The following is a 22634-nucleotide window of genomic DNA, read 5'->3' as shown; positions in this document are numbered from 1 at the left end:
CTTTTTAGCGAGCAAACTAAGTATACCCCCGCCTTGTCACTTTTTTTGCTAATTAAACGATTTTTTTTAACTTTTGCATTCTTTAGTTAAAAATTCTATCAGCGAAGAGCCTTATCCATAGGGCGATTCTGATAATTATTCCTGTTCCGGCACGGCGGGAGGAACAATCGGATTGATGCGATTAGCCATTTCATTGGCTAGCTGGGAAAAATATTTTTGCATAATGGCATCGCGGTTTTGATTCTGCGCTTCAAGCAGCAGATTATGGATTAACAGCTGGTTGGCTTTTTCATCCAGGCTGAAAGATAAATACGAAAAGGCGATCTCCAGTACGTTAAGCCTGCGTTGCTGTTGACTGATTAACTCCAGCAATTCGCCGAAGGTCATGGCTTCTTCCGGTTTCGTGGTCATCATAGCGGCGCTCCCCCCAATATGGCCTGTGCAAAATGCGTTGCCTTGGGTGATTACAGCCCAGAAAGCGGCGTTTGCCAATAGCAGCGTCGACTATTCTCAATAATGTTTTGCGATCGCGCTCAGATTTTACCCATAAAAAAGCCGGGAAAGATCCCGGCGAAGCGACAGTACAAACTTCTTATTATTGAGGGTCAAACCAGTCATCGGCGCTTTCCCACGTCTCTTGCAGGATATCGGTGATCAGCGCCTTGTCTTCTTTACTGCCTCCCATAACGCTTATGCCATTGGCACCCGCATAACGGACCTGCACATGGGAATCGGTAAACTGTTTATCAATCCGGGTGGTGAATTCTTTGGTCAATGCCTCAAGCGCGCCAGCGGGCAGCGGTGTCGCTTTAGCCAGGGTAATTTCGATACGCATATTTTTTCTCATAGTATCAACGCCTGTTTATTTATACAGTATATGCGTTGATGGCGCAAGAGGCAGCGGCTTTCTTTTAGGCCTCGATGATCCAATTCACCGTTTGTCCCGCCAGGAAGGGCACCAGGGACTCGTCGCCCAGCGGGATACTTTCCGGCTGTGTTTGCGCGCTGCGCCGCAAGGTAATGAAATCCTCATTAAGCGGCAGGCCGTAGAAGCGCGGGCCGTTAAGGGAGCAAAAAGCCTCCAGATGCGCCAATGCGCCAATTTCCTCAAATACGGCGGCATAGGCCGCCAGGGCGGCGGGCGCGTTAAATACGCCCGCGCAGCCGCAAGCGGACTCTTTGGCATGCCGGGTATGCGGCGCGGAGTCGGTGCCGAGAAACAGGCGGTCGCATCCGCTGGCCACTGCCGCGCGCAGCGCGTCCTGGTGAGTATTGCGCTTGAGGATCGGCAAACAAAACAGATGGGGCCGCACGCCGCCGACCAGCATGTGGTTGCGGTTAAACATCAGATGCTGCGGGGTGATGGTCGCCGCCAGGTGGCGGTCCGCCGCCAGCACATATTGCGCCGCTTCCAGAGTGGTAATGTGTTCGAAGACGATTTTTAACGCCGGGAAATGCCGGCGTATCGGCTCCATAACCTGTTCGATAAACCGGGCTTCACGATCGAAAATATCGATCTCCGCCGCCGTTACTTCCCCATGGATCAATAACGGCATGCCAATCTTTTCCATAGCGGCGAACAAGGGATAGATGGCGGTGATTTGCGTCACGCCGTGGCTGGAGTTGGTGGTGGCGTTGGCCGGATATAATTTGGCGGCGGTAAAAATGCCTTGGGCAAAGCCGTCCACCAATTGCGCTTTATCCAGCGTGTCGGTGAGATAACAGGTCATCAGCGGCTGGAAATGATGCCCCGCCGGTACCGCCGCCATTATACGCGCGCGATAGGCGACGGCCTGGGCCATGGTGGTCACCGGCGGAGACAGGTTGGGCATGATGATTGCCCGGGCGAAGACGCGGCTGGTATAGGGCAATACGGCGCGCAACATCTCGTGGTCGCGCAGATGCAGGTGCCAATCGTCGGGTCGGCGCAGGGTAATCTCGGTAGGCGTTGAAGTCATGGGCAAGGCTCCGGCTAGAGAAGGGCAAATAAGCGATCAGGGTCAAGATAACGGCGGGGTATAAGAATAAGCGTATCGGGGTGAAGATGCACCATAAAAAAACCCGCCGAAGCGGGTTTGTCGTGACTCAATCAGTTTTCGTCTTTAGGCGTCGGTTTGGTCGCCGGCGCTGCCGCCTGGTTGGCGGCGGCATGGCCACCGGCCGAACCCCGTCCCTCAAACTGGTAGTCCTGGCGATGCCATTCGCTGGCCGGTTCCGGGGTGGGAACATACTCCGGGGCAGGGGCCTTGGTCATCGGCGCGCTGGCATGGTGCTTAAAGCGCGGCTGCGCGTCTGCGGTAGGCGCCCGCGGCGTCACGGGTTCGCCGGCCGGTTGCACGGCGGCCTGGGCCGGTTCGCTTGCCGTCGGTTCGGTCTGCGGGGCCGGGGCAATCGTCTCGGCTTCGTTTTCCACTGGGTTTACCTCGGGAGCAGCCGTCACGGATGCGGACGGTACCGGTGATATCGGGTCATGCTGCGCAGCCGGAACTTTCCGGGACACTTGCAAGGCCGCGATAGTCTCATCGGAAAGCAGCACCACCGCCGTATTGGCCGGTGCGGCGGCCGTTGCCGGCTGGCTTTCGCCCGGCGCCGCGACGGCGGGCGCAGTCTCGGCATCCACCGACCCGTTTGCGGTAGCAACCGGGTCGGATGCGGACGTTTCTTCCGCCAGGGTGGCAAACGACGCTTCGACCGGCACGGCGGCGGAATCCGCGCCGAGCGGTGCGGAGGTATCCGTGTCGGCCACGGCGGAAAGCGAGTCACCGGCGGGTTTGGCGGCGGCGGCCTGCTGCCGGGCAACGTCCCGATCTTCGGGGTTAATCACCTCGGGCAACTCATCGACGGCGGCCGTCTGCGTCGGGGTGGCTTCCTGAGGAACGGGCGTAGTCTCGGGACGCTCCTGCGGCGCCAACGGTTCCGACTGCACGACGCCTGAAGCGGGTGCGGCAGGCTCCGTTACCGCAGTTTGCTCCCGATCCTGATGTTCCGGGACAATGGCGGCCACCGGCGGCTGGGCGACGTTTTGCGTTACGGACGGGGTCGGCTCCGGCGTTTCGCTGACGGGCGACGGATTTTGCTCAAATCGCTCGATGGGCGTAACCGGATAGCTGATCCAGACTTTGCCGGATGCCATTTCAGGCGACGCGACGGCGCTGCTCAGCGGAGCCGGCGACTGGTTGAGGTAGCGTTCGTCACGATAACGGCGGCGACGTTGTCCGCTGACCCGCAGATGGCGGGGTGAACGGCGCGAGCGGCGGGGCAGGCCCGCCTCGTTGCCGTTGCGGCCATTATCGCCGTGATTATCCGTCAGCGGGTTTTCCTGGGCATCCGTCGTCTCGGCGTCGTTGCTTTGGTAGGCAACGACGGGCAGCGGGGCGGCGTTTTCCCCGATCGGGCTTTCGTTCGCCGGCGCGGCCTGGTCTTCGGCGTCGCGGGCAGCATCGTCATTATTGGTCACCCGGATTTTCTGCGTCAGGTTGCGGCGTTGACGGCGGGGCATGACCGGCGTCGGCTTATCGTCGTCGCTAACGGCGTCGGCGACAACGGCCGGCGGTTCAACCGCTGCTACCGGCTCTGCTTTGACTTCCGGCTGCTGACGCTTGTCTTCCTGGCGGCGGCGCGGACGATCCGCGCGCGGTTCGCGGCGCGGCGCCGGATCTTCCCCGGTTTGCGGCTGTTCAATGATATCGGTATCGATAACTTCCGTTTCCACCGGCGCATTCTGGCGTTTGCCCCTGCGCTGATCGTCGCGGGGTTCGCGGCGCTCGCGGGGTTCTCTTGGCTCGCGGGCTTCGCGCGGCTGGCGGCCTTCCTGCGGGGCGCGCTGTTCGCGTTCGCCGCCACGCTCGCCGTTACGATCCCGGCGAACATTCTGGCGACGCTGGCCGCGGCGATCCTGCCCTTGGCCCTGACCCTGGCGACGCGGCGTTTCGGGCGCTTCGGTCACGGGCGCGACGTCTTTCACTTCTACCGCCGTAGCGGGCCCGGTATCGGGCTCAGGTTCGCTGAACCAGCTTTTCAGCTTGGTCATCACGCGGCTGAGCACGCCTGGGGCCGCGGGAGCGGCGGCGGAAGCGGCGGCAGGCTTGGCAGCCGCCGGCCGGCCGGCCGGGGCGGCCGTCTCCGCGGCGACGACCGCGGGTTCGGTTGCCGACGGTTCGCCGGACAGCGGCGGAGTATCGGACATCACGAACGCGGCCAGGGCCGGCTGCTCTGGCAATTTACGCTCGGCCGCAGGCTCTTCGGAAGGCTGGGCCATTTCGGCTTCATGCAGCTGCGGCAAAAGATAGCTCAGCGTCGGGGCCTCTTCGCCCTTGCGTACGCGCAGCACCGCGTAATGCGGCGTTTCCATCTGATCGTGCGGTACGATAATCGCCCGCACGCCGCCCTGGCGACGCTCGATGGCATTCACCGAATCGCGCTTTTCGTTGAGCAGATAAGAGGCGATCTGCACCGGAACGATGGCGTGGACTTCGTGGGTATTCTCTTTTAACGCCTCTTCTTCAATCAGGCGCAAAATAGACAGGGACAGGGATTCGTTATCGCGAATGGTGCCGGTGCCGCCGCAGCGCGGGCAGACATGATGGCTGGATTCTCCCAGCGACGGACTCAGGCGCTGGCGGGAGAGTTCAAGCAAACCGAACCGCGAAATGCGGCCAATCTGGATACGGGCGCGATCCTGGCGTACGGACTCGCGCAGGCAGTTTTCCACTTCCCGCTGATGGCGCACCGGCGTCATATCGATAAAGTCGATGACGATCAGGCCGCCCAAGTCGCGCAGGCGCAGCTGGCGGGCAATTTCGTCCGCCGCTTCAAGATTGGTGTTGAAGGCGGTTTCTTCGATATCGCCGCCGCGGGTGGATCGGGCGGAGTTGATATCGATGGCCGTAAGCGCTTCGGTGGTGTCGATGACAATCGAACCGCCGGACGGCAGGCGCACTTCACGCTGAAACGCCGATTCGATCTGCGATTCAATTTGATAATGGCTGAACAGGGGAATTTCACCGCTGTATAATTTGATCTTGCTGCTGAAGTCGGGGCGGCCGAGCGAAGCGATATGCTCTTTGGCTTTTTCCAGCACTTTGGGGTTGTCGATGAGGATTTCGCCGATATCCGGACGCAGGTAGTCGCGGAACGCGCGGACGATAACATTGCTTTCCTGATGGATCAGGAAAGGCGCAGGGCGTCCTTCGGCGGCTTTCTTGATGGCTTCCCAATGCTTGAGGCGAAACGCCAGATCCCATTGCAGCGCGTCGGCGGATTTACCCACCCCGGCGGTGCGCACGATCAGGCCCATGCCTTCCGGCAGTTCCAGGGACGACAGCGCTTCTTTCAGCTCGGTGCGATCGTCGCCCTCGATGCGGCGGGAAATGCCCCCGGCGCGCGGATTATTCGGCATCAGCACCAGATAGCTGCCGGCCAGGCTGATAAACGTCGTCAGGGCCGCGCCCTTGTTGCCGCGCTCTTCCTTGTCGACCTGAACGATGACTTCCTGTCCTTCACGCAGCACGTCCTTGATATTCGGGCGGCCGTGGGAGGCATATTGCGCGGGGAAATATTCGCGGGAAATTTCTTTCAGGGGCAGAAAGCCGTGGCGCTCGGCGCCATAGTCGACAAACGCCGCTTCAAGACTGGGTTCAATCCGGGTGATTTTACCCTTGTAGATATTCGCTTTTTTCTGCTCATGACCGGGGCTTTCAATATCCAGATCATACAGCCGCTGGCCATCTACCAGAGCAACCCGCAACTCTTCCTGCTGAGTTGCGTTTATTAACATTCTTTTCATCTCAACTTACTCTTTTTTATGCATTGGCATCAGAGCTGCGGGCAAAAAAACGCATGACCGGGTAATCACCGACGGCCCCGTGACTTGTCGCAAAACCGTCAACCTCACGGTTGTCGCTAGCAGAGGGGCGCATTATTTCGGTAGCCTGTAATCCTGAGAGAAAAACAGCGCATTTACTAGGGGAATAGCGTCTGATAACGGTCGCCAGAACGAATTCCTTTTGCCGGCCAAGCTGCAATCCGCAGCCCGCTAACTGCCTGATTAATCAATACGTCTTACGCCATTGCTGCGTGTATGGTTAATCCGGCAAATTTAAAAATTCCACGATTTCTCGCCTTTAACGGGAGCAGTGTGGAAAGTTAAGACATTATTCCACCGCTGACACTCATATAGCAAGGCGACTTTACCTCTTGATAACAAGATTCCGACTGACGGTTACATTCCCGCTCGGTCCGCGTGCAACGAAGCCGGAATCAACCCGAAAAACTTTTTTACCAATTAAAGCACAGTTAAGCACAGAAAAAGGAGTGGCGCTATGGTGGCGGTATATTTAGAATCGCGTCCCATGAATGAAAATAACGTTAGCGTACAATTTATCACCATTTCTGCCGATGAAGCCGGTCAGCGGATCGACAACTTTTTGCGTACCCGTTTAAAGGGGGTACCGAAAAGCATGATTTATCGCATCGTGCGCAAAGGGGAAGTGCGGGTCAATAAAAAAAAGGTCAAGCCGGAATATAAACTGCTGGACGGCGATGAGCTGCGCATCCCGCCGGTCAGGCAATCGGCGCCGGACCAAGCGCCGGTTTCCCCTTTGCTGGGTAAAGTGGCGGCTTTGGCCGACGCGGTTTTATATGAAGACGATCATCTGCTTATCCTGAACAAGCCCTCGGGCACGGCGGTGCACGGCGGCAGCGGCTTAAGCTTCGGCGTCATCGAAGGGCTGCGCGCCCTGCGTCCGGACGCGCGCTTCCTTGAACTGGTCCATCGCCTGGACCGGGATACGTCCGGGGTATTGCTGGTGGCCAAGAAACGCTCGGCCCTGCGCCTGCTCCACGAGCAATTGCGCATGAAAGGCATGCAAAAGGATTATCTGGCGCTGGTGGCCGGCGAATGGCCGTCGCAAACCAAGCTGGTGTCCGCCCCTTTGCTTAAAAATATTCTGGCCAGCGGCGAGCGCATCGTGCGGGTCGGCCACGACGGCAAACCGTCCGAGACGCGCTTTAAAGTGGAGGAGCGCTTCGCCCACGCCACGCTGCTCAGGGCCAGCCCCCTCACCGGGCGCACCCATCAGATACGCGTGCATGCGCAATATGCCGGCCACCCCATCGCCTTCGACGACCGTTATGGCGACGCGCAGTTTGATCAGCAGCTCAAAGGGACCGGCCTGCACCGGCTGTTTTTACACGCCGCGGCCCTGCGCTTCGAACATCCCGACACCGGCGAGACCATGCGGATCGAAGCGCCGCTGGATAAAGATTTGCGCCAGTGCCTGTTGTTCCTGCGGGCCAATGATAAATAACCGCGCGGCCCGCCGCGGGTTAACGCGTTAAGGGATTGACGCCTTCGTCGCGCAGCATCGCCGCCAAGGCTATCAGCGGCAGGCCGATCAGCGTATTGGGGTCGCGGCCGCTCAGGGAATCGAACAGGGCGATCCCCAGGGCTTCGCTCTTGAAGCTGCCGGCGCAGTGCCAGGGCTGTTCCAACGTGACGTAACCGTCGATTTCCGGGTCGGCCAGGGTGCGAAAAACGACATGGAACGGCTCCACCGTTTCCTGCGCGCGGCCGGTGCGGCTGTTGAGCAGCACAAGTCCGGTGTAGAAGGTTACGCGCCGGCCGCTGGCCTGCCGCAGTTGCGCGATGGCGTTTTCCCGGGTGTGGGGCTTGCCCGTGATGCGGCCGTTTAATACGCAGCACTGGTCGGAGCCGATAATCAGGTGCGCGGGATAGCGCTCCGCCAGCGCCCGGGCTTTGGCGCCGGCCAGGCGCAGCACCATTGCCGCGGCCGCTTCGCCGGCCAGGGGCGTTTCATCGATGTCCGGCGCGGCGCTGTGGAAGGGCAGGTTTAATTTTTCCAACAGGGCCCGGCGGAAAGGCGAAGAGGACGCTAAAACAATTTCGCACATATTTTTTATTCCGATAATGGCTTATTTCCGCCGGTCATTTTAAACTGTTCGCCGCTTCGGAAGCGAATATTGCTGAAAGGCGGGTAAAAACGCCTTTTTCTTTGACTCTATGTCGTTACAAAGTTAATATGCGCGCCCTATGCAAAAAGTAAAATTACCCCTGACTATCGATGCGGCCCGTACTGCACAGAAACGCCTGGACTATGTTGGTGTCTATGCGCCTGAGCAGGTTACGCGTATTGCCGAATCCGTGGTAAGTGTGGATAGTGATGTCCAGGCGTCGTTGTCGTTTAATATCGATAATCAGCGCTTGGCGGTGATCGACGGCAGTGCGGACGTGGCGGTGACGCTGCTGTGCCAGCGCTGCAATCAGCCGTTTGCGCATCAGGTACACACGACATTTTGTTTTAGCCCGGTCGTTACCGACGAGCAGGCTGAGGCATTGCCGGAAGCGTACGAAGCGGTCTATGTCAATGGTTTTGGCGAGGTAGACCTGCTGGCAATGATTGAAGATGAAGTTATTCTTTCGCTGCCTATCGCACCGGTTCATGATAATGAACACTGTGAAGTGTCCGACGCGGAACAGGTATTCGGCAAATTGCCGTCCGAGGTTGAAAAACCTAACCCGTTTTCCGTATTAGCCAGTTTAAAGCGAAAGTAATCAAGGAGTAAGGTCCATGGCCGTACAACAGAATAAACCCACCCGTTCTACACGTGGTATGCGCCGCTCTCACGACGCGCTGACCACCTCTACCGTATCAGTGGACAAAGTCTCCGGTGAAACCCACCTGCGTCACCACATCACTGCCGACGGTTTCTACCGCGGTCGCAAAGTTATCGCCAAGTAATTTAAAGGCGATACATTGATACGTCTAACCCTGGCGTTAGATGCAATGGGCGGTGATTTCGGTCCCGCCGTGACAGTGCCTGCTGCATTGCAGGCACTGGCTTATCATCCGCAATTAGAATTGCTGCTTGTCGGCAGCCCCGCTGCGATAAATCCATTACTGGCAAAAACAGATTCCGTTCTGCTTGAGCGATTGACGGTCATTCCCGCCGAATCCGTTATTGCCGGTGACGCCAAGCCGTCGCATGCCATTCGGGCCAGCCGCGGCAGTTCCATGCGCATCATGCTGGAGCTGATCAAGGAAGGGCGGGCGCAGGCCTGCGTCAGCGCGGGCAATACCGGCGCGCTGATGGGGCTGGCCAAGCTGCTGCTTAAACCCCTTGAGGGAATCGAGCGCCCGGCCCTGATGACCGTGCTGCCGCACCAGCAGCGCGGGAAAACCGTGGTGCTGGACCTGGGCGCCAATGTTGAATGCGATGGCCCGATGCTGGCCCAGTTCGCCATTATGGGCGCGGTCATGGCGGAAGAGATCGTGGGCGTGAATAACCCGCGGGTGGCGCTGCTTAATATCGGCGAGGAAGAAACCAAGGGCCTCGACAATATCAAGCAGGCCGCGTCACTACTCAGAAGTATTCCGTCAATCAACTATATCGGTTATCTTGAAGCCAATGAATTGCTGACAGGGAAAACCGATGTGCTGGTTTGTGACGGGTTTGTCGGCAATGTCACATTAAAAACCATGGAAGGGGTGATAAGACTTTTTCTGTCTTTGCTTAAATCCTCAGGGGACGGCGGCAGGCAGGGTTGGCTGATGAAATTAATCAAGCGCTGGGTGCAAAAACGTCTCGCGCGCCAATTCGGCCATCTTAATCCCGACCAGTATAATGGCGCTTGTCTGTTAGGTTTGCGTGGCACGGTGATTAAAAGCCACGGGGCGGCAAATCAGCGCGCGTTTACCGTCGCTATCGAACAGGCAATGCAAGCGGTGGAGCGGCAGATTCCGCAACGGATCGCCGCACGCCTTGATGCGGTATTACCCAAGAGTGATTAAGCGTACATGTATACAAAGATTCTCGGTACCGGCAGTTACCTTCCGGCACAAATAAGGTCCAATGCCGACCTGGAAAAAATGGTGGACACCTCCGACGAATGGATCGTGACCCGTACCGGTATTCGTGAACGCCGTATCGCCGGCGTGAAGGAGACCGTGTCCACCATGGGTTTCACCGCGGCGCAGCACGCGCTGGAAATGGCGGGTATCGACGCGGGGCAGGTGGGTTTGATTATTGTCGCCACCACCTCCTCAAGCCATGCGTTTCCAAGTTCCGCATGTGAAATCCAGCAGCACCTGGGTATTCGCGATGCCGTGTCCTTCGATCTGGCCGCCGCGTGCGCCGGATTTGCCTACGCCCTGAGCGTGGCGGATCAATATATCAAGCACGGCGCGGTGGAATATGCGCTGGTGGTCGGTTCGGACATGCTGAGCCGCACGCTGGACCCCACCGACCGCGGCACGTTGATTCTCTTTGGCGACGGCGCCGGCGCCGTGGTGCTGGGCCGCTCCGAGCAGCCCGGGATACTCTCGACCCATATTCACGCCGACGGCCGCTACGGCGATCTGCTGACGCTGCCTTATCACGATCGTCTCGACCCGACCGCGCCGGCTTATCTGACCATGTCGGGCAACGAAGTGTTCAAAGTGGCGGTGACCGAACTGGCGCATATTGTCGATGAGACCCTGAACGCCAATCAGCTCGACCGCGCCGAACTGGACTGGCTGGTGCCGCACCAGGCCAACCTGCGGATTATCGCCGCCACGGCCAAGCGCCTGAATATGAGCATGGATAAAGTGGTGGTGACCCTCGACCGGCACGGCAACACCTCCGCCGCTTCCGTACCGCTGGCGCTGGACGAAGCGGTGCGCGACGGCCGCATCAGGCGTGGCCAACTGATTATGCTGGAAGCCTTCGGCGGCGGTTTTACCTGGGGTTCGGCACTGATTCGGTTTTGATTTAACAGGAACATCCACATGACAGAATTTGCAATGGTATTCCCAGGCCAGGGGTCCCAGACCGTCGGCATGCTGGCAGAACTGGCGGCGCAAAATCCGCTAATTGAGGCCACCTTCGCAGAAGCGTCAGCCGCGTTGGGGTATGATCTGTGGCGACTGACCCAGCAAGGGCCGGCGGAAGAACTGAATAAAACCTGGCAAACCCAGCCGGCGCTGCTGGCGGCCTCGGTGGCCATCTGGCGCGTCTGGCAGCGGCAGGGCGGCCGGCGGCCGTCATGGCTGGCCGGGCACAGCCTTGGCGAGTATTCGGCGCTGGTGTGCGCCGGCGTGCTGGACTTCGCCCAGGCGGCGAAACTGGTGGAACTGCGCGGCAGGCTGATGCAGGAAGCCGTACCGGCCGGCGTGGGCGCCATGGCGGCCATTATTGGTTTGGATAACGACGCCATCGCCAAGGCCTGTGCTGAATCGGCGCAGGGGCAGGTCGTTTCGCCGGTGAATTTTAATTCGCCGGGCCAGGTGGTGATCGCCGGGCATAAAGAGGCGGTGGAACGCGCGGGCGCGGCCTGCAAAGCCGCCGGCGCCAAACGCGCCTTGCCGCTGCCCGTCAGCGTGCCGTCCCACTGCGCGTTGATGAAACCCGCGGCGGATCGGCTGGCCCGGGCGCTGAAAGATATCCCGTTTTCCACCCCCGCCGTGGCGGTGGTCAATAACGTCGACGTCAAGGCCGAGACCGATCCCGATGCGATCCGCCTGGCCCTGGTGCGTCAGCTGTATAATCCGGTGCGCTGGACTGAAACCGTTGAATACCTCGCCGCGCAGGGCGTGGACGTTTTATTGGAAGTCGGGCCCGGCAAAGTGCTTACCGGCCTGACCAAACGCATTGTCGCCACCGTGTCCGGCGCGGCGGTTAACGACCCGGCGTCGCTGGCCGCGGCGATTGAGCTATAAATATGGGGAATTCAATGAGCTTTGAAGGTAAAATCGCCCTGGTCACCGGCGCCAGCCGGGGAATTGGCCGAGCCATCGCTGAAATGCTGGCTGAACGCGGCGCGATCGTGATTGGCACCGCTACCAGCGCGCAGGGTGCCGAAGCCATCAGCACCTACCTGGGCAACCGGGGCAAAGGGTTGCAATTGAATGTCTCGGATAGCGCATCCATCGATACTCTTTTAGAGAAAATGCGCGCAGAATTTGGCGAAGCTGATATTTTAGTGAATAATGCGGGTATCACGCGTGATAATCTGCTGATGCGCATGAAAGAAGACGAATGGCAGGCTATCCTTGATACTAACCTGACTTCCGTATTCCGCATGTCCAAGGCGGTAATGCGCGCGATGATGAAAAAGCGTTATGGCAGAATCATTACCATCGGTTCTGTTGTTGGCTCGATGGGAAATGCCGGGCAAGCGAATTATGCCGCTGCCAAAGCCGGTTTGATTGGCTTTAGCAAATCGTTGGCTCGTGAAGTCGCCTCGCGCGGCATCACGGTAAACGTGGTAGCGCCCGGTTTTATTGCTACTGATATGACCGAAGCGTTGACAGATGACCACCGTGCGGACATTTTGTCCCGGATTCCGGCAAATCGTCTTGGCGATCCGAAAGAAATTGCCAGTGCTGTTGCTTTTTTCGCCTCAGACGAGGCGGCATACATTACCGGTGAAACGATACATGTCAACGGGGGCATGTATATGCTGTAAAAAGCACGAAAATCATTTGCGTTATTTGTGGTAAACACCGCAAAATAGCATAAAATCGTGGTTTGACCAGCCGGGATTTAGTTGCATCTTTTTCAACATTTTATACACTACGAAAACCATCGCGTAAGCGAGTTTTGATAGGAAATTTAAGAGTATGAGCACTATCGAAGAAAGCGTTAAGGCAATCATCGCTGAGCAACTGGGTGTTAAGAAAGAAGAAGTCGTTAATAATGCTTCTTTTGTCGATGACCTCGGCGCCGATTCTCTCGACACCGTGGAGCTGGTAATGGCGCTGGAAGAAGAATTTGATACTGAAATTCCGGACGAAGAAGCTGAGAAAATCACTACTGTCCAGGCAGCTATTGATTTCATTCAGGCAAGCCAGCAGTAAGCGAACATCCCTAGGCGGTCACTCGACCGCCTAAGTTTTTGTCCCACAGCGTCATATTTTCCCTCCTTGGAGGACAAGCGTGTCTAAGCGTCGAGTAGTTGTGACCGGACTTGGCATGTTGTCTCCTGTCGGCAATACCGTAGAATCTACGTGGAGCGCGCTCCTAGCCGGACAGAGTGGCATCGGCCCGATCGACCATTTTGATACTACTGCCTATGCAACACGTTTTGCTGGCTTAGTGAAAAATTTTAATTGTGAAGATTATCTTTCTCGTAAAGAAGCCCGCAAGATGGATATCTTCATTCAGTACGGCATTGCGGCTGGCATGCAGGCCATGCGGGATTCAGGACTGGAGGTCACCGAAGAAAACGCACCGCGTATCGGGGCGGCAATCGGCTCCGGCATTGGCGGCCTGGGTTTAATCGAAGATAATCATACCGCCCTGGTCAACGGCGGTCCGCGTAAAATCAGCCCGTTTTTTGTGCCATCCACCATCGTCAATATGATAGCCGGTCACCTGACTATCATGTGTGGACTGCGCGGCCCCAGTATTTGTGTGGCCACCGCTTGTACCACCGGCGTGCATAACATCGGCCATGCCGCGCGCATCATTGCGTATAACGATGCGGATGTCATGCTGGCCGGCGGCGCCGAAAAAGGCAGCACTCCGCTGGGCGTCGGTGGCTTTGGCGCGGCCCGCGCGCTTTCGACCCGCAACGACAATCCCCAGGCGGCCAGCCGTCCGTGGGATCGTGACCGCGATGGTTTTGTGCTGGGCGACGGCGCCGGCGTCATGGTGCTGGAAGAATACGAACACGCTAAAAAGCGCGGCGCGAAAATTTATGCCGAATTGGTGGGTTTTGGGATGAGCAGCGATGCTTACCACATGACCTCGCCGCCGGAAAACGGCGCCGGCGCGGCGCTGGCCATGGTCAATGCCCTGCGCGATGCCGGCATTACGCCGTCGCAGGTCGACTATATCAATGCCCACGGCACTTCCACGCCGGTGGGCGATAAAGCCGAAACCTATGCCGTGAAATCCGTATTTGGCGAAAAGGCATATAAAGTCATGATCAGTTCCACCAAATCCATGACCGGGCATTTGCTGGGCGCGGCCGGGGCGATTGAGTCGATCTTCAGTATCCTGGCGCTGCGTGACGGCGCGGTTCCGCCTACCATCAATCTGGATAATGCCGATCCGGAATGCGATTTGGACTTTGTGCCCAATGAAGCGCGGCAGGCACCCAGGATGGAATATACGCTTTGTAACTCATTCGGTTTCGGCGGCACCAACGGCTCGCTGGTGTTTCGTAAGTTTTAATCGTAGAGTTATGACCAATGGCCCGTTTATCGGGCCATTTTTTTATCATTGGCGCCTGAGCGGCGGCTTAGCGGGTGAGATATGTATTGGATCAACGGACAATCCCAGCAGTACCTGCCATTGACCGATCGCGCCATCCAGTTCGGCGATGGTTTTTTCACCACCGCGCTGATCCGCGCCGGGCGGGTCGAATTGATGGCGTACCATCTTGAGCGCCTGGCCCAGGCCGCCGAACGCCTGTTATTCCCACCGCCGGATTGGCAGGCGCTGACTCATGAAATGAACCAGGTCGCTGAACTCCGGCAACAAGGCGTGCTCAAAGTGATAATCAGCCGCGGCAGCGGCGGCCACGGCTACAGTCCCACCGGCTGCGCCGCGCCGCTGCGCATTATTTCCCACCGGCCCGTCCCGGCCCAATACGCCGCCTGGCGCGCAAGCGGCGTTAAACTGGCCCTTAGCCCCATCAGGCTGGCGCGCGGTTCGCTGCTGGCGGGAATCAAGCACCTTAACCGGCTGGAGCAGGTGCTGATCCGCGCCCATCTGGATCGGGTCGCGGATGCCGGGGAAGCGCTGGTGCTCGATACCCGGGGGATGGTGGTTGAATGCTGCGCGGCGAATATCTTCTGGCGTAAAGGCGACGAAGTGTTTACGCCGGCGCTGGAACATGCGGGCGTGGCCGGGGTCATGCGCCGGCATATTTTGCGGCAGCTGGCCGCTTCGCCATTCAGGGTCCGTCTGGTGGAGGCCGTCGCCACGGAGCTTGAGAGTGCCGATGAGGCGATAGTGTGTAACGCGCTGATGCCGGTTTTGCCGGTCACTGCCATCGATCAACGCCGGTATGATTCCCGGACCTTGTTTGATTTCGTCAGCCCGAACTGTTAACAGAGTTATTGCATGAAGAAAAAGATTTTGATTATCGCCGTCATCCTGTTGGCGGGCGGGTTAGCTTTTTGCCTGTTCCAGATTAAGCACTTCGCCGCGTCCCCGCTGACCATCCGTGAAGATACCATTTTCACTTTGCCCGCCGGCACCGGCCGCGAAGGGCTTAAACTCGCGTTGCACCAACAGCATATCGTCAAGCGTACCCGCTGGCTGCCGGGCCTGTGGCTGCTGGAGCCGGAGCTGGCCAACTTTAAAGCCGGCACCTACCGCTTTACGCCCGGCATGACCGTGCGCCAGATGCTGGCGTTATTGGTCAGCGGCCGCGAAGCGCAGTTTTCCATACGTTTCGTTGAAGGGTCCACGCTTAAAGAGTGGCTGGCCATCCTCGGCAAAGCGCCTTATCTTAAACATACGCTGGCAGGCGTGGCGGAGGATCGGTTGGCGTTAAAACTGGGGCGGGAGCCTTCGGCGCCGCTGGAGGGGCATTTTTATCCCGATACCTATCTCTATACCGCCCAAACCGCCGATACCGCCCTGTTAAAGCGCGCGGGGCAGCGCATGGATAAAGCCCTCGATGAGGCCTGGCAGGGCAAGGCGCCCGGGTTGCCTTATAAAACGCCGCTGGACTTATTGACCATGGCCTCGATCGTTGAAAAAGAGACCGGGGTCGCGGACGAGCGCGCCAAAGTCGCGTCGGTATTTATCAATCGCCTGCGCCTGGGCATGCGGCTGCAAACCGACCCGACCGTCATCTACGGCATGGGCGAGCGTTATCGCGGCACGATCGGCAAACAAGACCTGAGCGCGCCAACGCCGTATAATACCTATGTGATAACCGGGCTGCCTCCGACGCCCATCGCCATGCCGGGCCAGGCGGCGCTGGATGCCGCCGCGCATCCGGCCAAGACGTCCTATCTCTATTTTGTCGCCGACGGCAAGGGCGGACATGTGTTCAGCACTAACCTGGCGAGCCACAATCAGGCCGTACAGCAATACCGTGAAAGCGTTAAGGAAAACCATGGACAGTAAATTCATTGTCATCGAAGGACTTGAGGGCGCCGGCAAAACCAGCGCCATCAGCGTGGTGGTCGAGACTCTCGGCCGCCATGGCATCCATGATGTGGTCTTTACCCGCGAGCCGGGCGGCACGCCGCTGGCGGAAGTGCTGCGCCGGTTAATCAAGGACGGTATCGACGGCGACGTCGTGACCGACAAGGCGGAATTGCTGATGCTCTATGCCGCCCGCGTACAGCTGGTGGAAAATGTGATCAAACCGGCCCTGGCCCGCGGCGCATGGGTGGTGGGCGATCGTCACGATCTCTCATCCCAGGCTTACCAGGGCGGCGGGCGCGGAGTCGATCCGACGCTGCTGGCCACGCTGCGCGATTTGGTGCTGGGGGATTTTCGTCCCGATTTGACGCTGTATCTCGATCTGCCGCCGGTAGTGGGGCTGCAACGCGCCCGGGCCCGCGGCGAGCTCGATCGCATTGAACAGGAATCGCTGGCGTTTTTTGAGCGCACCCGCCTGCGCTACCAGGCTTTGGCCGCCGCCGATCCCGCGATTATCACCCTGGATGCCAGCCGGCCGCTGGAGCAGGTGGGCGCCGCGCTGCGCGATCGGCTGGAAAGCTGGCTTGGTGCGGGGGAGCGGCATTCGTGAACTGGTACCCTTGGCTGAATGCGCCTTACCGGCAAATTCTCGCCCGCTACCAGGAGGGGCAGGGGCATCATGCCCTGTTGATCCATGCGCTCAAGGGCAATGGCGAATCATCGCTGTTTTACGCCCTGGGCCGCTGGCTGATTTGCCAGCAGCCGGAAGGCATCAAAAGCTGCGGCCATTGCCATAGCTGCCGCCTGATGATGGCCGGCACGCATCCCGATTTCTATCAGCCGGAGGCGGAAAAAGGGCGCCTGAGCCTGGGCGTGGACAGCATTCGCCAGATTATCGATCCGCTGTATAATCATGCCCAGCAGGGCGGCGCCAAAGTTGTTTGGCTGCCGCACAGCGAACTGCTGACCGAACAGGCGGCCAACGCGCTGCTAAAAACGCTGGAAGAACCGCCCGAACGCACGTATTTCCTGCTGGGCTGTCGCGAGCCGTCCCGCCTGTTGCCGACCCTGCGCAGCCGCTGCCTGTACTGGCACCTGCCTTCCCCTGACGAAGCCGTCGGGTTGCAGTGGCTGCGCCAGCAGGGCATCGAGGGGGCGGAACAGGCCCGCACCGCGCTGCGTCTGGCCGGCGGCGCGCCCCTCGGCGCGCTGGAATTGCTGCAACCCGCTCGCTGGACGGAGCGGGCGGCGCTGTGCGCCGGCATCGGCAGCGCGCTCGCCCGGCGCGATTTCCTGCCGCTGCTGCCCCTGCTCAATAAAGATAAGGACGACGAGCCGCTCTATTGGCTGCTCAGCTTGCTAACCGATGCGCTGAAATGGCAGCAGGGCGCCACCGGCTTTATGATTAACCAGGATCAGCTTCACCTGGTCAGCGAACTGGGCACCCGGTATCAGGCCGGGGCCTTGCATCACCAATTGCATCAATGGCTGGGATGCCGCCAGCAATGGCAGGCCATCGCCGGCATTAACCGTGAATTGGTCTTAACCAACCAACTGCTTAATTGGGAAAATGACGCCCCTGACGGGCGTACGCATCCCTGGACATTATAAAGGTCATAGCCATGTTTTTAGTTGATTCCCACTGTCATCTGGATGGGTTGAATTATGAAACGCTGCACCGCGACGTGGCCGATGTGGTCGCCAAGGCCAAAGCCCGCGAGGTGCATTTGATGCTGGCGGTGGCCACCACGCTGCAGGGGTTTCGCAACATGGCCGAACTGATCGGCCGGCGCGACGAGGTGCTGATGTCCTGCGGCATTCATCCCCTTAATCTGGATGAGCCTTATGATTTTGCCGAGCTGCGCCGCCTGGCCGCCGGCGAGGCCGTGGTGGCCCTGGGCGAAACCGGGCTGGATTATTACTACCAGCAGGATAACAAGAAAGAACAGCAGGCGGCGCTGCGCGAGCATATCCGCATCGGCCGCGAGCTCGATAAGCCGGTGATCGTGCATACCCGCGCGGCCCGTGAAGATACGCTGGCTATTTTACAGGAAGAGCGGGCGGGGGAGTGCGGCGGGGTATTGCACTGTTTTACGGAAGATACCGCCACGGCCAGGGTATTGCTGGATCTGGGTTTTTATATCTCTTTTTCCGGCATGGTGACCTTTCGCAAAGCCGAAGAGCTGCGCGAAGCGGCCCGCTACGTGCCGCTCGATCGCCTGCTGGTGGAAACGGATTCGCCTTATCTGGCGCCGGTGCCCTACCGCGGTAAAGAGAACCAGCCCGCCTATGTACGGGATGTGGCCGATTTCGTGGCGCAGCTCAAGGGCGTTACGGTAGAACGACTGGCCGCTGCCACCACCGCCAATTTCGGCCGACTGTTCCATGTCGCGCCCCAGCGCCTGACGCTCCCGGCCTGAACCGCGCGGGGAATAATTTCGGCTCGTAATCGGCATTATTTAGCGGTACCCTTTGCGCGAAACGTGACTGTAATCAAACACTCCCGCGCCGATTTATTTTACTCTTCGTAATAAATAAAAGGATCTGGTTTTCCATCCGAACAAAGGCCCAAAGAACCTTTGCGCCCGCCGGTATGCGGGATAAAGTCAGCGGCATTTTTTTTTTACTCAGGAGCACACACAATTATGTTCAAGAACGCATTTGCCAACCTGCAAAAAGTAGGTAAATCGCTAATGCTGCCGGTATCGGTATTGCCGATCGCCGGGATACTGCTGGGGGTCGGTTCGGCCAATTTCAGCTGGATACCCGAAGTGATTTCCCACGTTATGGCGGAAGCCGGCGGGTCGGTCTTCGCCAATATGCCGCTGATTTTCGCCATCGGCGTCGCGCTGGGCTTTACCAATAACGACGGCGTTTCCGCGCTGGCATCGGTGGTCGCCTACGGCATCATGGTCAAAACCATGGCGGTGGTTGCGCCGCTGGTATTGCATTTGCCGCCGGACGAAATCGCCGCGAAACACCTGGCGGACACCGGCGTGCTGGGCGGTATTATTTCCGGCGCCATCGCCGCTTATATGTTTAACCGCTTTTATCGCATCAAGCTGCCGGAGTATCTGGGCTTTTTCGCCGGTAAACGTTTTGTGCCGATTATTTCCGGGCTGTTTGCCATTATATTGGGCGTCGTACTGTCCTTTATCTGGCCCCCCATCGGCTCGGCGATCCAGGATTTCTCCCAATGGGCGGCTTACCAGAACCCGGTGGTGGCATTTGGCATTTATGGCTTGGTCGAGCGCGCGCTGGTGCCTTTTGGCCTGCATCATATCTGGAACGTGCCGTTCCAGATGCAGGTGGGCGAATACACCAATGCCGCCGGCCAGGTATTCCATGGGGATATTCCCCGTTATATGGCCGGTGACCCGACCGCGGGCAAACTCTCCGGCGGTTTCCTGTTCAAGATGTACGGCCTGCCCGCCGCCGCCATCGCCATTTGGCACTCCGCCAAACCGGAAAATCGCGCCAAAGTGGGCGGCATCATGATCTCTGGCGCCCTGACGGCGTTCCTTACCGGCATCACCGAACCCATCGAGTTCTCCTTTATCTTTGTTGCGCCCATCCTGTATGTGATTCATGCCATCCTGGCCGGCCTGGCTTTCCCGATTTGCATCCTGCTCGGGATGCGCGACGGCACCAGTTTCTCCCACGGCCTGATTGATTTCGTGGTACTGAGCGGCAATAGCAGCCGGATCTGGCTATTCCCGTTAGTGGGCATTATTTATGGCCTGATATATTACACCGTGTTCCGCGTGTTAATCGCCAAGCTGGACCTGAAAACGCCGGGGCGTGAAACCAATGCCAGCCAGCAGGTGAGCCGCATGGGCACAGAAATGGCCGGCGCGCTGGTCAAGGCGTTTGGCGGTAAAGAAAACATCACCAACCTCGATGCCTGCATTACCCGCCTGCGCATCAGCGTGGCGGATATTTCCAAGGTCGATCAGGCCGGCCTGAAACAGTTGGGCGCGGCCGGCGTAGTGGTCGCCGGTTCCGGCGTGCAGGCAATCTTCGGCACCAAATCCGACAATTTGAAAACCGATATGGATGAATATATGCGTCAATTTGCCTGACGGATCATTCACCGACGATGCGCACCGCCCCGGGGAGGCCAAATGCCTGCCTGGGGCTATTTTTATCCCCCGCGGCGCGAATTCCCAATCCCATGAACTTCACTGCGTAATAAAACCATCGGAAGGTTGAAAGAAGTGGTATAAGTCGCTCATACTCCATGCACTAACCTGTTTTGCTACAAGGAAAGATGTCATGGCTGAAGAAACTATTTTTAGCAAAATCATTCGCCGGGAAATACCCTCGGAGATCGTCTATCAAGACGACCTGGTTACCGCCTTTCGCGATATTTCTCCTAAAGCGCCGAGCCATATCGTCATTGTCCCGAATATCCTGATCCCTACCGTCAATGACGTCACCGCCGAGCATGAAGCCGCGCTGGGGCGCATGTTCACGGCCGCCGCTAAAATCGCCGAGCAGGAAGGTATCGCCGAAAACGGCTTCCGGCTGATTGTGAATTGCAACCGCCACGGCGGCCAGGAAGTCTACCACCTCCATATGCATCTGCTAGGCGGCCGGCCCCTCGGACCGCTGGTGGCTTTTTGATCGGCCAACGCAGCGAACGGGGCGGTACGGCAATGGGAAAAAGCATGCGTTCTACGTGGCCTTATCTGGTCCTCGCCGCGTTGCTGATCGTCGCGGGATGCAGCGGCAGCGCCAATAAAACCCTGATGATTAACGATCGGCAAACGTTGATCATGGACCCGTCGGTGATGACGGCAGGCATCATCGCCGAACAGCCCGCGATTGGCGACGATCAGGGCCGCCTGCGCGCCCATGCGGTGGTCAATAACGGCCAAAACCGCGCCGTCACCGTCAATTACCGGTTTTACTGGTACGACGCGCAGGGGTTGGATATTTTGCCCTTTCCCGATACCCGTACGGTGGTGGTTCCCCCCGGGACCAGCGTAACCCTCGATTCGGTCAATGGTAATCTTGAGGCTAAGCGCGTTCGCCTTTATCTTTTCTTATGATTTTTTTTGAGCGATCGATAATGAAAAAGTATCTGTTTATCCTGTTGGCCGCCCTGGTGCTGACCGGCTGTCCAACACGTGCGCCCGAGCCCCAACAACCGCCGGCCACCGTAGAGCCGGCACAGCCGGAGCCGACCCCGACGCCGCCGCCGGCCCCGCAGCCGGTGCCGTCCCCGCCGAAAATCCGCACCATTGACTGGCAGGCCAGCGTCAGCCCGCTGATCCAGCAAATGCTGGGTGCCGAAGGGGTGGCGCCGGGCAGCGTATTGTTAATCAATACCATGAAAAACAACACCAACGGCAGCATCCAGACCGGCAAGGCCACCGCCGCGCTCTATAGCGCCCTGGCGTCCAGCGATCGGTTCAAGATTATCGGCCAGGATCAAATGACCTCGGCCAAGCAAACCCTGGGTCTGTCGGTGGATGATAGCCTGGAATCGCGCTCCAAGGCCGTAGGCCTGGCGCGCTACGTCAACGCGCAATATGTCCTGTATAGCGATGCCAACGGCGACGCCAAGCTGCCGGAATTGGAAATGCAGCTGATGCTGGTGCAGTCAGGAGAAATTATCTGGTCGGGCAAAGGGCTTGCCCGGGAATAATGGCGCCCTGGCCGATATGTTGGCGCGGCGGCTGCCCGGCATCGATCCCGGCGCGTGCCGGGTGGAACCGGTCGGCGGCCTGACCGGCGAAAGCTGGCGCATCCGCGCGCCGGGAGTGGATTGGCTGGCGCGGGGCGCTACGCCGCAGCATCCGGCGCTCGGCGTCGATCGGCGGCGGGAATATCGCATATTGCGGCATTTACAGCCCCGGCAACTGGCCCCGCGGCCGATCGCACCCAAAACGCCCTGGCTCGTCGTGGAGTGGCTGGCGGGGGAAACCCTGTCAGCGGCTGATTGGCATAGGGCGCTGGCCGACGGTACGCTGGCCGGCCGGTTACTGCATTTGCACCGCGGCCCGCGCTGCGGTTATCCGCTGGCGCTGCGTCCGCGTTACGCCGCCTGCTGGCAGGCCAGCGATCCCGGCCGTCGCTCACCGGCCTGGCTGCGCCTGCACCAGCGCTTTATGCGGGGCAAAATGCCGGCGCCCCTGCATATCGCCCCCTTGCATATGGATGTCCATCCCGGCAATCTGGTGCGCGCTGACGACGGCGGACTGCGGCTGATAGACTGGGAGTATGCCGGCGACGGCGATATCGCCCTGGAGCTGGCGGCGCTGGCGCGGGGCAACCAATTGGACGGGCGCCAATGCGCGGCGCTGCTGGCCGGCTACCACGCGGCGTCGCCCGGCTATTCCCTGGCCGCGCTGCGCCGCCAGGTTGCCGCCTGGGCGCCTTGGGTGGATTATCTGATGCTGATGTGGTACGAGGCCCGCTGGGGTCAAACCGGCCGGCGGCAATTTATACTACAGGCCGCGGCGCCGCGCCGCCGTTTGGGCCTGGCTGGCGGTTCAAAATAAATAACAGGTTGAGGT

24 protein-coding genes are annotated in these 22634 nt (G+C 59.1%); 19 read left to right on the top strand and 5 right to left on the bottom strand.

Annotation, left to right across the window (positions count from 1 at the left end; translation table 11 throughout):
* Positions 1–135: 135 nt before the first annotated feature.
* From ACL2XP_RS17660 to rne, 4 genes are all read right to left on the bottom strand, one after another.
* The gene (locus tag ACL2XP_RS17660; RefSeq protein ID WP_413734249.1) at positions 136–414 is read right to left on the bottom strand and encodes a hypothetical protein; all 279 of its coding nucleotides are present in this window, start codon (positions 412–414) and stop codon (positions 136–138) included.
* A gap of 181 nt (positions 415–595) precedes the next feature.
* Positions 596–835, bottom strand: a complete 240-nt coding sequence (dinI, locus tag ACL2XP_RS17655) for a DNA damage-inducible protein I (RefSeq protein ID WP_413739210.1) — start codon at positions 833–835, stop codon at positions 596–598.
* 76 nt (positions 836–911) lie between these two features.
* Positions 912–1958, bottom strand: a complete 1047-nt coding sequence (gene pyrC, locus ACL2XP_RS17650) for a dihydroorotase (RefSeq protein WP_413734248.1) — start codon at positions 1956–1958, stop codon at positions 912–914.
* Between the two features lie 131 nt (positions 1959–2089).
* A complete protein-coding gene (gene rne / locus ACL2XP_RS17645; protein WP_413734246.1) occupies positions 2090–5785 on the bottom strand; it encodes a ribonuclease E in 3696 nt (1231 codons plus the stop codon).
* Positions 5786–6350: 565 nt separating this feature from the next.
* Here rne and rluC point away from each other — a divergent pair.
* The gene (gene rluC, locus ACL2XP_RS17640) at positions 6351–7307 is read left to right on the top strand and encodes a 23S rRNA pseudouridine(955/2504/2580) synthase RluC (protein WP_413734245.1); all 957 of its coding nucleotides are present in this window, start codon (positions 6351–6353) and stop codon (positions 7305–7307) included.
* A 19-nt stretch (positions 7308–7326) separates the two neighbouring features.
* Here rluC and ACL2XP_RS17635 read toward each other — a convergent pair whose 3' ends face one another.
* Positions 7327–7911, bottom strand: a complete 585-nt coding sequence (locus ACL2XP_RS17635) for a Maf family protein (RefSeq protein WP_413734244.1) — start codon at positions 7909–7911, stop codon at positions 7327–7329.
* A gap of 139 nt (positions 7912–8050) precedes the next feature.
* Between ACL2XP_RS17635 and yceD the strand changes: the two genes are divergently transcribed.
* From yceD to thiK, 18 genes are all read left to right on the top strand, one after another.
* Positions 8051–8572: a 23S rRNA accumulation protein YceD gene (yceD, locus tag ACL2XP_RS17630; protein WP_413734242.1), complete on the top strand. Its 522-nt coding sequence runs from the start codon at positions 8051–8053 to the stop codon at positions 8570–8572.
* Between the two features lie 16 nt (positions 8573–8588).
* A complete protein-coding gene (gene rpmF, locus ACL2XP_RS17625) occupies positions 8589–8759 on the top strand; it encodes a 50S ribosomal protein L32 (protein WP_162364591.1) in 171 nt (56 codons plus the stop codon).
* A gap of 15 nt (positions 8760–8774) precedes the next feature.
* Positions 8775–9809 (top strand): phosphate acyltransferase PlsX, encoded by a 1035-nt coding sequence (gene plsX, locus ACL2XP_RS17620; RefSeq protein WP_413734240.1) that lies wholly within the window; start codon positions 8775–8777, stop codon positions 9807–9809.
* Between the two features lie 6 nt (positions 9810–9815).
* The gene (locus tag ACL2XP_RS17615) at positions 9816–10769 is read left to right on the top strand and encodes a beta-ketoacyl-ACP synthase III (RefSeq protein ID WP_413734239.1); all 954 of its coding nucleotides are present in this window, start codon (positions 9816–9818) and stop codon (positions 10767–10769) included.
* An 18-nt stretch (positions 10770–10787) separates the two neighbouring features.
* Complete coding sequence (fabD, locus tag ACL2XP_RS17610) at positions 10788–11717, top strand: ACP S-malonyltransferase (RefSeq protein ID WP_413734237.1); 930 nt, start codon at positions 10788–10790, stop codon at positions 11715–11717.
* Positions 11718–11731: 14 nt separating this feature from the next.
* On the top strand, positions 11732–12466 hold the full coding sequence (fabG, locus tag ACL2XP_RS17605) for a 3-oxoacyl-ACP reductase FabG (protein WP_413734236.1): 735 nt from the start codon (positions 11732–11734) through the stop codon (positions 12464–12466).
* A 154-nt stretch (positions 12467–12620) separates the two neighbouring features.
* Positions 12621–12857, top strand: a complete 237-nt coding sequence (gene acpP / locus ACL2XP_RS17600; protein ID WP_011410921.1) for an acyl carrier protein — start codon at positions 12621–12623, stop codon at positions 12855–12857.
* 79 nt (positions 12858–12936) lie between these two features.
* Positions 12937–14178 (top strand): beta-ketoacyl-ACP synthase II, encoded by a 1242-nt coding sequence (gene fabF, locus ACL2XP_RS17595; RefSeq protein ID WP_413734234.1) that lies wholly within the window; start codon positions 12937–12939, stop codon positions 14176–14178.
* 81 nt (positions 14179–14259) lie between these two features.
* The gene (pabC, locus tag ACL2XP_RS17590) at positions 14260–15060 is read left to right on the top strand and encodes an aminodeoxychorismate lyase (protein ID WP_413734233.1); all 801 of its coding nucleotides are present in this window, start codon (positions 14260–14262) and stop codon (positions 15058–15060) included.
* A 12-nt stretch (positions 15061–15072) separates the two neighbouring features.
* Positions 15073–16089, top strand: a complete 1017-nt coding sequence (mltG, locus tag ACL2XP_RS17585; RefSeq protein WP_413734232.1) for an endolytic transglycosylase MltG — start codon at positions 15073–15075, stop codon at positions 16087–16089.
* Positions 16079–16720 (top strand): dTMP kinase, encoded by a 642-nt coding sequence (gene tmk / locus ACL2XP_RS17580; protein WP_413734231.1) that lies wholly within the window; start codon positions 16079–16081, stop codon positions 16718–16720. Before mltG ends, tmk begins: the two co-directional genes overlap by 11 nt.
* On the top strand, positions 16717–17721 hold the full coding sequence (gene holB, locus ACL2XP_RS17575) for a DNA polymerase III subunit delta' (RefSeq protein WP_413734230.1): 1005 nt from the start codon (positions 16717–16719) through the stop codon (positions 17719–17721). Before tmk ends, holB begins: the two co-directional genes overlap by 4 nt.
* A gap of 11 nt (positions 17722–17732) precedes the next feature.
* Positions 17733–18530 (top strand): metal-dependent hydrolase, encoded by a 798-nt coding sequence (locus tag ACL2XP_RS17570; protein ID WP_413734229.1) that lies wholly within the window; start codon positions 17733–17735, stop codon positions 18528–18530.
* A gap of 225 nt (positions 18531–18755) precedes the next feature.
* Positions 18756–20192: a PTS glucose transporter subunit IIBC gene (gene ptsG / locus ACL2XP_RS17565; protein ID WP_413734228.1), complete on the top strand. Its 1437-nt coding sequence runs from the start codon at positions 18756–18758 to the stop codon at positions 20190–20192.
* Between the two features lie 193 nt (positions 20193–20385).
* Positions 20386–20736, top strand: a complete 351-nt coding sequence (gene hinT, locus ACL2XP_RS17560) for a purine nucleoside phosphoramidase (RefSeq protein WP_413734227.1) — start codon at positions 20386–20388, stop codon at positions 20734–20736.
* A gap of 44 nt (positions 20737–20780) precedes the next feature.
* Positions 20781–21164 (top strand): YcfL family protein, encoded by a 384-nt coding sequence (locus tag ACL2XP_RS17555; RefSeq protein WP_413734225.1) that lies wholly within the window; start codon positions 20781–20783, stop codon positions 21162–21164.
* Between the two features lie 20 nt (positions 21165–21184).
* Positions 21185–21763: a penicillin-binding protein activator LpoB gene (gene lpoB, locus ACL2XP_RS17550; RefSeq protein WP_413734224.1), complete on the top strand. Its 579-nt coding sequence runs from the start codon at positions 21185–21187 to the stop codon at positions 21761–21763.
* Positions 21750–22619 (top strand): thiamine kinase, encoded by an 870-nt coding sequence (gene thiK / locus ACL2XP_RS17545; protein WP_413734223.1) that lies wholly within the window; start codon positions 21750–21752, stop codon positions 22617–22619. The genes lpoB and thiK overlap by 14 nt, the downstream gene beginning before the upstream one ends.
* Positions 22620–22634 lie beyond the last annotated feature (15 nt).

This window comes from Sodalis sp. RH21, from assembly GCF_047324175.1.
Taxonomy (GTDB): Bacteria; Pseudomonadota; Gammaproteobacteria; order Enterobacterales; family Enterobacteriaceae; genus Acerihabitans.
This window is presented reverse-complemented; position numbering and strand designations above follow the sequence as displayed.